General features: G+C 41.9%; 10 protein-coding genes and 1 pseudogene. All 11 read left to right on the forward strand.

Annotated elements, in window-relative coordinates; all coding sequences use genetic code 11:
* Positions 1-1,611, forward strand: a complete 1,611-nt coding sequence (locus KK060_RS01580; protein WP_254151647.1) for a RagB/SusD family nutrient uptake outer membrane protein — start codon at positions 1-3, stop codon at positions 1,609-1,611.
* Between the two features lie 33 nt (positions 1,612-1,644).
* The gene (locus tag KK060_RS01585; RefSeq protein ID WP_254151648.1) at positions 1,645-2,781 is read left to right on the forward strand and encodes a SusE domain-containing protein; all 1,137 of its coding nucleotides are present in this window, start codon (positions 1,645-1,647) and stop codon (positions 2,779-2,781) included.
* Between the two features lie 5 nt (positions 2,782-2,786).
* Positions 2,787-3,992, forward strand: a complete 1,206-nt coding sequence (locus KK060_RS01590) for a glycoside hydrolase family 76 protein (RefSeq protein ID WP_254151649.1) — start codon at positions 2,787-2,789, stop codon at positions 3,990-3,992.
* Between the two features lie 93 nt (positions 3,993-4,085).
* Positions 4,086-4,658, forward strand: coding sequence for an RNA polymerase sigma-70 factor (locus tag KK060_RS01595; RefSeq protein WP_254151650.1), 573 nt, complete (start codon positions 4,086-4,088; stop codon positions 4,656-4,658).
* Positions 4,659-5,342: 684 nt separating this feature from the next.
* Positions 5,343-6,890: a glycoside hydrolase family 43 protein gene (locus KK060_RS01600; protein ID WP_254151651.1), complete on the forward strand. Its 1,548-nt coding sequence runs from the start codon at positions 5,343-5,345 to the stop codon at positions 6,888-6,890.
* Between the two features lie 121 nt (positions 6,891-7,011).
* On the forward strand, positions 7,012-7,899 hold the full coding sequence (locus KK060_RS01605) for a helix-turn-helix domain-containing protein (protein ID WP_254151652.1): 888 nt from the start codon (positions 7,012-7,014) through the stop codon (positions 7,897-7,899).
* A gap of 5 nt (positions 7,900-7,904) precedes the next feature.
* A complete protein-coding gene (locus tag KK060_RS01610; RefSeq protein WP_254151653.1) occupies positions 7,905-9,446 on the forward strand; it encodes a gluconokinase in 1,542 nt (513 codons plus the stop codon).
* A gap of 224 nt (positions 9,447-9,670) precedes the next feature.
* The gene (locus KK060_RS01615; RefSeq protein WP_254151654.1) at positions 9,671-10,810 is read left to right on the forward strand and encodes a bile acid:sodium symporter family protein; all 1,140 of its coding nucleotides are present in this window, start codon (positions 9,671-9,673) and stop codon (positions 10,808-10,810) included.
* A gap of 28 nt (positions 10,811-10,838) precedes the next feature.
* Positions 10,839-11,786 carry an RraA family protein gene (locus tag KK060_RS01620; protein ID WP_254151655.1) on the forward strand — a complete coding sequence of 316 codons (948 nt, stop codon included), beginning with the start codon at positions 10,839-10,841 and terminating at the stop codon, positions 11,784-11,786.
* Positions 11,787-11,817: 31 nt separating this feature from the next.
* Entirely contained in the window at positions 11,818-13,098 is a 1,281-nt protein-coding gene (locus KK060_RS01625; RefSeq protein WP_254151656.1) for a mandelate racemase/muconate lactonizing enzyme family protein, read from the forward strand.
* Between the two features lie 26 nt (positions 13,099-13,124).
* Positions 13,125-13,355, forward strand: a pseudogene (locus KK060_RS01630) (fumarylacetoacetate hydrolase family protein); the annotation flags it as partial.

A 13,355-nucleotide genomic window follows, 5' to 3' on the forward strand; every position in this document is an offset into this window, starting at 1 on the left:
ATGATGAAAAAGATATTTCTACCCATCATAGTAATTAGTTCGCTTGCTTCGCTCGTCTCATGCGAGGATCTTGATCTTGTTCCTACCGATCGGGAAACAGAGGAGACATTTTGGGATAAGCCTGAGGACGCATTGAATGTGTTGAATACCTGTTATGAATACATGTATAATGCAGAATACTTTTTCTTTAATGAGACGTTGTCTGATAACGCTTTTAATAAAAGTGAAGTGGATGGATCGAATTCAAGAAATATAGCTGAGGGAAGCTATGATGCGTCGCATGCGAGAATTACAAATGAATGGAGTTTTCATTATGCAGGTATCAGAAAATGCAACATTCTGCTTCAGAACGTAGACAGAGTTGAAGGTTTAGATGAAGCACTAAGAGAGCGAATTAAAGGTGAAGCACGATTTATCAGGGCTTTTCACTATTTCCATATGACGGTATGGTATGGCGATGTGCCTCTTGTTGATAACGTTTTATCTGTTGAGGAATCTCAGAACCTGACCCGTGCGAGCCAGATTGACGTTATAAATTTTATTAATACCGATTTAGACTTTGCTGCGCGTGTGCTTCCCAAAAATACCGCCTATACAGCAGACGATAGGGGACGTGTTACTAAAGGAGCAGCCCTTGCGTTGAAAGCTCGCCTGGCTCAATACCTCGGCACCTGGAGTAGTGTTATTACCATTGCTGAACAATTCTTCAACGGCGAGGCAGGTAACTATACCTTATTCGGAAATTATGCAGGTGTGTTTAAGCCACAAAACGAGTTTAACCAGGAAGTGATTCTCGATCTTCAGTATGTGCCAGTGCAACGCACACATGATATCCAGCGGTTCTTTTTGCCTAAGACCGAAGGTAAGTTGGTAACCTCTATCGCACCTACACAGGAGTTGGTAGACGCTTATCTTATGAACAATGGTATGGCTATTAATAATCCTGCCTCCGGGTATAATGAAGCAGCTCCTTATGTAAACCGAGACCCACGTTTTTATTCGACGATTGTTTACGACGGCTATGAGTGGCAAAAGCCAGACGGAACAAGTTATACCATCAGAACCCTTCCGGGGATGGGTGCTAACAGTATCGATAATAACGATGCGAGTCCTACGGGATACTATTTTGCCAAGTATTATGATCACACTGCAGATGCCGATAATCGTTCTGGTCTTAATCTTATCCTTATTCGCTATGCAGAGATTTTGTTAATGTATGCTGAAGCAAAGAATGCACTCGGCCAGTTTGATGTTGGGGTCTGGGATAATACAATGAAAATAATAAGGCAACGTGCAGGATTTACAGATGCAGCGGCGCTTGAATTTAATAGTGCATGGAATCAACAAGATGTTGAAGAAATATTGAGAAATGAAAGAAGGGTTGAGTTTGCACTTGAAGGATTAAGGATATTTGACATCAGGAGGTGGCGGATTGCTGAAGATGTGATGAACGGGTGGATCCATGGCATGCGAGTAGGTGATGCAAGTATCGATAATGGATATAAGCGTGTCGACTTTCGTTCCTTTGATCCCAGCAAACATTATCTATGGCCTGTTCCTCAGCGTGAAAGAGACCTGAATAAAAATCTATCTAAGAATCCTAACTGGTAATACAATAACATCCATCAATTAAAATATTCCCCAATGAAAAAGTATATATTTTTATGGTCTGTGCTCATCGTGACAGCATCGCTTATCAATAGCGGATGTGATGATGATAATGGTTCCATCGATACGAAAATTACTCCAGTTAATTCTCTATTTGCACCAGAAGATAATCTGTTTGTAAAACTGGCACCTGCAACAGAAGCGAGCGTTCTGTTTGAATGGGAGCAGTCAAAAGCAGAAGACGGTACATTGGTTTTGTATGAAGTAGTTTTTGACGTTGAGTCAGGTGATTTTTCCAAACCTGTTTACAAGATGGTATCTGATAACAAGGGACTCGAAAACATTCTTACCCTTGGTCATAAAGACCTCAACAGGATTGCGAACTTTGCGGGTATACCAGCGCTAGGTGTTGGAAAAATTAAATGGACAGTAATTGCATCCAAAGGTATAAATGCAAAGAGGTCAGAACTAGTGCGTACGATAGAGGTAGAGCGACCTGATGGCTTTGCTGAAATTCCTGCGGATCTTTATGTAACAGGAGATGCTACAGAAGCAGGAACAGACCTTGCAAGTGCTATTAAGTTTACGCAAACAACACCAGGAGTCTTTGAATTGTACACTTCATTAAAGGCAGGCACCTATCAGTTAATCAATCGTATTGCAGAAAATCGCAAAGTATACTCTATTGATGGCGCACAGCTCAAGGAGAATGGATCAACAACAGTATCAGGCGATACTAAAGTGTATCGGATTAGACTTGACTTCAACAATGCATCTGCGTCGATAGTAGAAGTATCAAAAGTTGAATTATGGTTTGCTCCTAATGCAGCATACTGGGGTACGTTTATATATAAGGGTAATGGCATTTGGGAAGCATCTAACGTGCCCGTTGTGTTTAGGCCAGAAAGCTGGGGTGGCGATGAACGTTACAAATTCAAGTTTACAATTAAGGACGGCGGTCAGGAAAAAGAGGAATGGTTCGGAAGTGTTAAATTGGATAATTCAAGACCTGAAAATTCTACACCGGCGTCATATTGGTTTATGGTTCCAGTTGACAATTCAGCATTTGATTACACCTTTAAGTTTACAGGAACAGCCGATAATAAGAACTGCGATATCAGCGTGATCTTTAATGCGTCGGGTCCATATACGCATGAAGTAATTATAAAGTAAATTGTATGGTAGATCAGACGAAAAGAATTGTAAGATTATCTGGTGATAAATTTGAAGTAATCATAAAAATGAAATGCATCAATGTTCTTGTAACCATGATAGCGGTGATGATGCTCAGTACATCGAGCGGGTGCCTGCAAGAGAAGAAGGATGATGCCATCACACCTATAGAGCCTACAAATCAAAACCTAAATTATAGTAGTTTAGCGGACAGCCTGCAGAATGCAACCTATAGCAGTTTTCTCTCTTCGGATGGGAAATACTTTATGCAAGACAATGCAGGGAATACAAAATTTCACTACTGGTGGAATGCGCACGCGCTTGATATGTTGGTTGATGCTTATGTGAGAACAAAGGAGGGTAAATATGCGCAGCGAATGAAGGCTCTGGTGTCAGGAGTAAAAGACACAAACAAGGGAACACACATCATCGACTACTACGATGACATGGAGTGGCTTGCGCTTGCAAGCCTTCGTGCATATGAAGCAACACAAGATGTAGAGTACCTTAATGTGACGAAATTGCTCTGGACTGATATTAAGACCGGACTCAATGGAAATCAGGGCGGTGGCATTGCGTGGCGCAAAGAACAACTCGATTACAAAAACACGCCGGCTAATGCACCGGCTATTATTATCGCTTGCAGATTGTATAAACTGGAATCAGACGGGCAAAACCTTGAGCTTGCCAAATCATTATATTCATGGTTGAAAAACACGTTGGTCGATCCCGCTACAGGGCTTGCGTGGGACGGCATCAACAGAAATAAAGATGGACAGATAGATAAGTGGATGTTTACCTACAACCAGGGCACACTGATTGGCGCGGCGTTTGAACTGTTTAATGTTACAAGAGAACAATCATACCTGAATGATGCAATCCGGGCAGCAGATAATGTTGTTAATGATGTTCAGTTTTTTCCCGGAGGAGTAATGAAAGAAGAGGGTACGGGTGATGGAGGTTTATTCAAAGCCAGCCTTGTACGTTACCTCACACTTCTTTCTAACTCCGCAAGTATAGGAAGCACCAGAAGAGGAAAGTATCAAAGTGTAATCCTGTTCAATGCAAAGACACTTGCCGATAAAGGAATTAAAAGGCCGACGATGTTAGTAGGGCCCGACTGGACCAAAAGGCCTGCTTCAAGTACTGAACTGTCTTCTCAAATGAGTGGTGTAATGTTGATAGAGGCAGCAGCATCCATTGATAAATAGGCTTTTAAAAAGGATGACCATAAAATGAAAAGGTAGTTGATTGTGACGATACATTGTGCGGACACAGTTTATGATGGAGAATAACCAATCATTATGAAGATTGACCAACATTACATTGGCGTTTTACTGGAACTCATCAGCAAAGATGATCAGAAGGCTTTTGGTATTTTGTTTCAGATGTTCTATAAAAGGCTGCTTAACTTTGCATTTCAATATGTACGTACCAATGAGGTTGCGGAAGAAATTGTTTCTGATGTGTTTGTAAGACTATGGAATAAAAGAACTGAAATTACTACCATAGAAAATCCGGAAGCTTTTCTTTTTATTTCGGTCAGAAACGCTGCATTAAATCACCTTGAAAAGTTTTCATTGTACCAGGTTTGCAGAATACCTGACAACGAGCGGGGTGAGCTGGTTAATCTCGATAACCCTCAAAAGGAACTTGAATGGAAGGAGCTGCTATTTAAAATGGATGAAGCTATTGCTACTTTGCCGACGGAGTGTCAGCGAATTTTTCGTTTGAGCAGGGAAGAGGGATTTAAGACAAAAGAAGTAGCCGAAATATTAAATATTTCCCCTCGTACTGTAGAGACACAGCTCTATAGAGCAGTTCGTAAAATTGATGCACTTCTTTCTGTTTATCTTAAGAAGAAAGTGTTAAAATAACGCGGTTACTACCACATTGGGCAACTAGGAATATCTCAAAGGTACTGTAGTAAATAAACCTGATTGGAAGTAATAGCTAGCTGATCCTTTACAGAGTACTTATAGAAGGCACTATCCACTGCCCGCATACCTGGTATGCTTCACTTCCAGGCTCGTCTTTAAGCCTAGTTTGAAGAGGGTTGAAACAGTTTCGCTCACAATTTATTATTACATCTTTTGAACAAGAGTAGCTTACAAGCTGCAAATACGTAAGCGGTCAAATATTTTTATTATTTTTAGGGACTATGGGAATGGTTTAGTTTCCTGATACCGGGGTGATAAGCTTTGAAATGTACGATGCCAGCGCCATGCCGGCACCGTGTGTGCGAGATGTCTGCGAGAAACGGGCTCCTTTTACGTACGCATACTGTAAGCATACCGCAGGCATGGTGCTGGCAGGATTCATTTACAAGCCACACGTGAGCTTTAACGCATTTCTCTTCATAACGTCTAATTATTAACGATTCACCAGGGCTATTTTGATTTTTCAGGTCGTTTAATTTATAATTGTATAGTAACACTATTTAAAAGTGTGAATTGTTACACCCCACACCCATTAATACTTGTGCAAACCGGATTGCGATGAGATAACCGTTGACAATTCGGAAATCATTTAATCATCTGCTGATCGACATAATAATGCTTATGAGTAAGCCATACATTTTTTCGGTAGTAAACCTTCTTACTGTATTCCTGGTAGTTACGATAACTTACGGACAGAAAAATGGACCGGACCGCGAGACTAACAGTTATACAAATCCCCTGATTCCGGCAGACTTTCCGGATCCTGATGTAATCTTTGTTAATGATACTTATTACATGGTGAGTACAACTATGTTTGTTGTTCCAGGTGTAACTATTCTAAAGTCGAAAGATCTTGTCAATTGGGAATACTGTAGCAATGCTGTTTCAAGATTTGATTTCGGCCCGTGTTACAACCTGGATAACTGCCATCGCTATTCGCACGGACAGTGGGCCACAAGTTTGAAGTACAGCAACGGAAAATTTTACCTGCTCTTCATCACGCTGGATGAAGGTGGCTTCTTGTGCACAGCGTCAAAGGCTGAAGGGCCGTGGGAGATAAAAAAACTTCCGAAAGGATTTTACGATCCGGGTTTGTTCTTTGATGACGACGGAAGAATCTACGTCGCGCATGGTTACTCCAACATCATGATCACTGAGGTAGATCAGAATCTTGCTCCTAAAAGTCAGGACTCCCTGGTGTTCAGAGGCGATATTCGCAAAGGACTTGAAGGCGCGCACGTATATAAAATCAACAATTACTATTATCTATACTGCACGTATGGTGGTGAGGATGGGATACAGGTAGCGTTGCGTTCGAAGAATATTTATGGCCCGTATGAGCAGAAGGTGGTGATTCAGGATACGACAAAAGGATTAAATTTTGGAATACATCAGGGTGCTCTTATTAAGGCCCAAACAGGTGAATGGTGGACAATACTTTTTGTTGATAGTGGGCCATTTGGAAGATTCCCCTCGCTACAACCTGTTACCTGGGTTGACGACTGGCCGATGGTAGGTGTTAACGGGAAAGCTGTGATTACCTATAAGAAGCCTAATATTGGAAAGACCTACCCGGTGACAGTACTTCCAACCTCAGATGAATTTAATGATCAGGAATTAGGCAAGCAATGGGGCTGGAATCACAATCCTGATTCAACAAAATGGTCACTCACCCAACGATATGGCTATCTCCGACTTGCAACCGCCAAAGTTACCTCCAACTTACGTGAAGCAAGAAATACATTAACGCAGCGAATATTTGCAAACCGCAACCAGGACATTCCAACCGTTTCCGTAACAAGGTTGGAATTTGGTCAAATGAAGAATGGCGACATCGCAGGTCTCGCCGTATTTCAAGATCCGTATGCTTACATCGGTGTGCAAAAGCAAAAGGGAAAGGTAATGGTGATCATGGTTAACAATGGACGTACTGTGGCGATGACTTCGATTACAGGTAATAATGTATATCTTAAGGCTAGTGCATCGAACACGACAAAGAAGGCAACGTTCGAATACAGCCTCGACAATAAAAACTATGTGCCGTTGGGTGAAGAACTCACAATGAATTTTAGCCTGAAGATTTTTACTGGTAATAAGTTTTGTCTTTTTAATTATGCGACGCTGGAAACCGGGGGCTACGTAGATTTCGATTGGTTTAGGGTTAATTAATGGGTTTTCAAGATGCACATCGATTTGTGAAATAGATAACCTGTTTGAATTCTCGAGGTTATTGTATAAATAGTATTAAAATCGGTAACTCTGGTTTCTTGATGAAGATCGATCAAATGGCATGAACCAATTTGCGTTACAGCAGGGCCACTCACACGAGCTTGACATGTTTGATCACATTGTCGAGTTTGGGCTTACCAAGAACGGCACAATTCAGTTAGAGTCTTTTCCGATATCCACGTGTGATCACATTCGAATTTATTATATAACCGATGGGAAGTTTGAATGGATGATCAATCAGAAACATCAAATTCTTTATCCGGGAGATCTTGCTGTGGTATTGCCTGGCCAGGAATTAGGCGGATCAAATCGCTACCTTGACATTGGTACATTCTTCAAACTACAGTTAAAAGCCGAGGTATTGGAAAGCATGGGAGTTATACAACTGGGCACCTGGAGTAGTCTTACAGAGAGTGAACGCATAACTGTTGGAAGAATTCTGATGACAAACAATATTTCGGTGTTGAAGATGAAGGAAGCTGGTGATATTTTGTATGAAATGCGTTCGGAGGTTCTTAATCAAGAGATAGGTTATTCTACGAGGGTAAATGTTTTGCTAGATACGTTGCTCATCTTCATTGCCCGACAGTCAACACGGCAGGCAACCTCACGGAGGGACTTTCCAAGTACTTTTGCGTTCCTTGAGCAAGCGTTGAGAAAAAACCTTGCACATCAATGGACGGTAGAAGAGATGGCTGCGCGTGTTGGACTAGGTACAACTGCGTTTACGGAGAAGGTTAAGACCTATACCGGTTTCTCGCCTCTTAATTACCTTATTAATATACGGATCTCTGAAGCGATCAAGTTACTGAAAAAACAAGACATCAATGTAACACAAATTGCTCTTGATACGGGGTTTTATTCGTCACAACATTTTTCAACTACCTTTAAAAAATTGACAGGGTATACGCCTGGAGAATTCAGAAAGCGAAATATCGCAGCCAAATAAAGAATATGGATAATAAAGAATGTATTATAACAGTCGAGTTGGGTACCAATGGAGTGAGGGTGATGGCGTTTAATCTTAGGGGGGAATCTATTGGTTCGATGAAAGGCTCTTATCCTACTTTTCACACACAGCCAGACTACAGCGAACAAGACCCCGAGCAGATCTTTATCACCATGCTGTATGTATTAAAAAATCTGCTTACTGAAGTAATTCATCCGAAACATTATAACATTGTTTCAATCTGTTTCAGTGCGTCTATGCATAGTGTGCTTCCCATCGACCAAAATGGAGAACCATTGGGTAATGCAATTACCTGGGCCGATAATCGCGGTAAGCGAGAAGCGATTGAATTGAATTCTTCGTCTCTTGGAAAAAGAATTTATAACGCAACCGGAACACCCATCCATCCTATGTCTCCGCTGATTAAGATCGCCTGGCTGAGCAGAAATGATCGGGGACGTTTTGTAAATACATATAAGTTCCTGTCTATTAAAAGTTATATCATCCAGCAGCTGACTGGTGAGTATGTACTTGATTACAGTCTTGCTTCTGCAACGGGTCTTCTTAATATTCATAAAGCGTCATGGGAGCACGACGCACTTGCTTATGCGGGGATCAAAGCAGATCTGTTGCCTGAACTGATATCGGTGTTTGCATCACCTGGTAAATTGAGGAAAGAATACCAAAAATCGCTTGGGCTTCACGAAAGTGTAAAAATACTAATAGGGTCTAGTGATGGATGCCTCGCAACTTTAGGAGGAGGTGTATGGGAGGAGGGAAAGGCAACCATTACCATTGAGGATAGTGGTGCAGTTCGTACGGTAGGTAAGCAAGTTATCCAGGATGAAAAGCAACGCTTCTTTAATTACCTTCTTTGGGAGAATTATTATGTCTCCGGCGGTCCGACTAATAATGGCGGGATTGTATTTGAATGGTTCACAAAACAATTCGGTGATTTTAAAGGTCCGTTTGATATTGATCATGCCATGGAAAACCTGATGCGAGAGGCTGCCACTGTTTCAGCAGGTTCTGAGGGACTTCTTTTTCTGCCTTACCTGTTGGGGGAGCGTGCGCCAATATGGAATGCAAACGCACGAGGTAATTATTTTGGAATTAATATTAAACATGAGAAACAACATTTTGTGCGTGCTACTATTGAAGGTATTTTGTATGAAGTTTATAGTATCGGGCGGATGTTGCAAGAGCATCGTAGGATTGACACGCTGACTGTTAATGGAAGTTTTGCTTCTATTCCACTCATCGCGCAAATGCTTGCTGACATTTTTAATAAACCTGTCTACACAGGTTCTAACCCAGACAGTATTGCCCGCGGTGCCTATTTGTTAAGCGCCATTGATTTGGGTATTTATAAAAGCCTGGATGAAGCTGCCCGCTCTATTCATTTGCCTATAACAGTCAAACCCCAATCCTCTAATCACAACGTTTATCAGAAGTATTTCCCCATCTTTGAAAGGCTGAGCACGAAACTTAACGAGGAGTTTGAGGCGATTGCCAACGTTCAGCAGGAAGAATATATAAAACACTAATTATCATTTTCAATCACCTATTAGTTGAAAGCAGTAGCGGCAATTTAATCGCAAAATTGCTTTAGAAATCGTTTGTATAAAATTCACCACCGGCCATTATTGGAAGAGCGGTTGTTCTTCATTTTAAATCTTTATAGAAAATGGAGGAATAGTTAAGTCAGGAACGACAGTCTTTCTTATGTTCCTGAATTGCCACAACTCCTTATGCTAATGTTAGTTTCAATATGGTAATTTCATCGACGAGTGCCCGCCTTCTTTATATTTTGTCGGTTGTTTCATTATTACTCTACATTATTACAACTCTAGCAGATATTGAGATATTAAATCAGTATAATGGTTCAGGTCTGCTTTTGATACTTTTCTTTTTGCTGCTTGCGCTTGCGTTTCGCGGGCATGAGCTGTTGAAAGGGTATTCGTTTACCATTATGATCTTTGCTGCGGTAAGTGCGGCGATGTATTATCCGCAATACTTTACGAATGTGGGCGACTTCAAACTATCGAAACTGATTGTTCCGCTGATGCAGATCATCATGTTTGGGATGGGAACAGGTTTGAGCATGAGAGATTTTGCGAGAGTGGTAAGGATGCCAAAGGGTGTAATTGCAGGGGTGTTGTGTCACTACCTTATTATGCCGTTAGTAGCATTTGGTATTACGAGGATATTTCAATTTCCTGATGAAATTGCCGCCGGAATTATTCTTATTGGAAGTTGCCCCAATGGACTTGCCTCAAATGTCATGACATATTTAGCTCGTGCAAATCTTGCGTTGTCCGTCACGCTTACAGCTATCTCGACCTTCATTGCTCCGTTTGTAACTCCCTTCTTTATGAGCTTGCTGGCAGGGCAGTATGTTGAAATAGATTTTTGGGCGATGGTGTGGGATATCACCAAGATCGTAATTATACCGGTAACAGCGGGGCTGGTATTTAATTACTTCCTGCATGGAAAATTCAAATGGCTTGACGAGATCATGCCTGTCATTTCTATGGGAGGAATTGCGCTCATTATAGTTGTAATCACCTCAGCAGGCCGCGATTCATTACTGGAAGTAGGGCCCAAGCTCATTGCAGCTGTGATCATGCACAATATGAGTGGCTATGTTTTGGGATACTTATCAGCCCGGACCCTTCGCATGAAAGAAAGGGATTGCCGAACTATTGCTATAGAAGTAGGGCTGCAGAACGCGGGATTAGGTTCCAGCCTAGCACTTGCACTGGGAAAACTTTCAACTGTTGGCTTAGCTGCTGCTGTATTTGCACCGGTGATGAATATTACGGGTTCTTCACTTGCATTATGGTTTCGAAATAAGCCCTTGCCCCAGGAAGAATCTTTCGATAGTGAAGAAGTTGTGAAACACGCATAAAGAATCCTAAAAATAAATATACAGCACTATGTATCGTATACAATTTGTCTTGCTTGCACTGGTCAGTGTCCTTTCCTTCGAAACCCTTGCACAGCAAATATCGAAGGAAGAACTAATCTTTCTTACACCGGAATGGAAAGGTGAGCGATACCCGGATGGCCGACCCAAAGTTTCTGACGCACTTCTTGATAGAATGAAACGCGTTACGCTGGAAGAAGCATGGGCGGTATTGCGAAATGAGAATTATAAATATCAATATGAAGATGGATGGAATACCATTAATCCGGACAGTGTATTGGTAGGGAGAGCAGTAACGGCGACCTTCGTTCCAGGCCGTCCTGATATCCATCGTGTAATTGACGACAGAGGACATAATCGCGATAAGCGCGTCAAGTCACAGAACTCATGGCCGATAGATATGCTGGTGAAGCGTGACGTATATGTGGTGGACCAGTTTGGTGCCCATGTTGATGGCCCCACTATTGGTGACAATCTCGGCAACTCTATTTTTGCAAAGACGGGAAATGGAATTGTTTATAACGGCGCTATTCGCGATATCAATGGATTAAAAGAGATTGGTTCATTTACATCGTTCTTCCGTACTTATCATCCCTCACATCATCTTAATGATCCTAATGGTCAGCTTAACACCACACTGGTTGGTATCAATACCCCTACACGCGTAGGAAATGCAACGGTAGTGCCCGGCGATGTTGTCCTTGGCCGTGATGGTGGCGTTATTTTCATTCCGCCACATCTGGCTGAAAAGGTGGTGAAGACCTCTGAAATTGTTCGCCTGAGAGATATGTTTGGCCATCAACGTTTGCGTGAGCAGAAATACACTCCAGGTCAAATTGATTCGCGATGGTCTGATGAAATTGAAAAAGATTTTTCGCAGTGGCTCAATGCAAATATGAACAAGTTGCCTGTACCGAAAGAACAAATACAGGAGTTTCTCAAGCAACGTACCTGGTAGAACTTATCTTTAATCTTCATAAAAAAAGAACATGTCACAGAAGCAATCAAGACGAAATTTCTTTGGAAAAGCACTGGCGGCCGCTACTGTTGCTCCGCTATCGACAACCTTTGGACAAGGGTTTGAAAGTGCCCTTGAACGTACATCGATGAAATCCAAACCATCCGATCTAAAGATTACGGAAGTGCAATGCGCGTTCATTCGTAACGGTCATAGTCTTTTTGTACGCATACGAACCAACCAGGATATTTATGGATGTGGTGAAGGTGTTGATGCAGTGCCTGGCACCTATCATTTTGTGAAGATGATGGAACAGCGTCTGAAAGGAAAAAATCCTTTGAATGTTCATCGGCTCTTCGAAGAATTGCGCAAATCAGGAGTCTTTGAAGGCGCTCAGTCAGGTATGTACATTGCCGTGTTATCTGCCATTGAAACAGCATTGTGGGATGTTGCAGGCAAAGCGCTTGGAGTTCCGGTGTATCAGTTGTTGGGTGGTAAGTTTAGGGATAAGATTCGCGTTTATTGCGATACCGCACTTTATCAAAACAATCTTCCTAAGCCAGAGGATTTTGCGAAGGCAGCAAGTGAAGCAAAGAAGATGGGCTTCAATGCAATTAAGTTCGACCTTGATCAATGGAATGATCCAACAAAGTATGACCGTTACAACTGGACTGCAAGCCCGGGAGAACTCAGGCGAATGGTTGACCAAGTTACGGCAGCGCGGGAAGCTGTAGGTCCTGATATTGATATCTGCTGCGATATGCACGGACGTTATGATGCTGTTACAGGTCAGCAAGTAGCGAAACGTTTAGAGCACCTCAACCTGATGTGGCTGGAAGAGCCAATTCCCGCAGAAAATCCTGAAGCCTATAAAATAATTGCAGATTCAACATCAACACCTATTTGTGCAGGAGAGAATTTGTATCTCGCGTATGGATTCAGAAGGTTGCTGGAAATGGGTGCAGTAGATATCATTATGCCAGACCTTCAAAAAGCAGGTGGGCTGGGTGAGGGGCAACGTATTGCCAATCTTGCAAACTTGTATTATGTTCCGTTCGCACCACATATGGTAGCATCATTCCTTGGAGCAATGGCATCTTGTCACGTATGTGCTTCTGTTCCTAATTTTATGATCCTAGAATGGCAGATTTATTTCCATACTGATCCGATGTTTAAAGAGATTGTAAAGTATGATGGAACGATGATAGAAAATGGATTCATTCCGCTTTCGGAAAAACCTGGTATTGGTGTTGATATCAATGAAGAGGGAATGAAGAAATATGCAACGGAAGGTTATCCGTTCTTTAAATAATGTTAAATTAATTCGTACACGAACTGATGCTTCTTTATAAAACCAGAAACGGTATCCTCATAGAACGAGATAATCGATTTTATGCGCCCGAAAATTCCGATTGGGATTCTTTCCTTAATGATGATCACCTGTTTGAAAATCTACAATCCATAACTTCCCGTCTTACACCCGTAAACAAGTCCGATGTGTTTAACGAGTTAGAACTTCTTCCTCCAATCGGGCAACAAGAGGTGTGGGCATGTGGTGTCACTTATTAC

It is taken from the genome of Chryseosolibacter indicum, assembly GCF_018598585.1.
Taxonomy (GTDB): Bacteria; Bacteroidota; Bacteroidia; order Cytophagales; family Cyclobacteriaceae; genus Chryseosolibacter; species Chryseosolibacter indicus.

Bases quoted from the DNA above. Each gene is read 5' to 3' on its own strand.
- KK060_RS01580 (WP_254151647.1), top strand. From the start codon at position 1: ATGATGAAAAAGATATTTCTACCCATCATAGTAATTAGTTCGCTTGCT.
- KK060_RS01585 (WP_254151648.1), top strand. From the start codon at position 1,645: ATGAAAAAGTATATATTTTTATGGTCTGTGCTCATCGTGACAGCATCG.
- KK060_RS01590 (WP_254151649.1), top strand. From the start codon at position 2,787: ATGGTAGATCAGACGAAAAGAATTGTAAGATTATCTGGTGATAAATTT.
- KK060_RS01595 (WP_254151650.1), top strand. From the start codon at position 4,086: ATGAAGATTGACCAACATTACATTGGCGTTTTACTGGAACTCATCAGC.
- KK060_RS01600 (WP_254151651.1), top strand. From the start codon at position 5,343: ATGAGTAAGCCATACATTTTTTCGGTAGTAAACCTTCTTACTGTATTC.
- KK060_RS01605 (WP_254151652.1), top strand. From the start codon at position 7,012: ATGAACCAATTTGCGTTACAGCAGGGCCACTCACACGAGCTTGACATG.
- KK060_RS01610 (WP_254151653.1), top strand. From the start codon at position 7,905: ATGGATAATAAAGAATGTATTATAACAGTCGAGTTGGGTACCAATGGA.
- KK060_RS01615 (WP_254151654.1), top strand. From the start codon at position 9,671: ATGGTAATTTCATCGACGAGTGCCCGCCTTCTTTATATTTTGTCGGTT.
- KK060_RS01620 (WP_254151655.1), top strand. From the start codon at position 10,839: ATGTATCGTATACAATTTGTCTTGCTTGCACTGGTCAGTGTCCTTTCC.
- KK060_RS01625 (WP_254151656.1), top strand. From the start codon at position 11,818: ATGTCACAGAAGCAATCAAGACGAAATTTCTTTGGAAAAGCACTGGCG.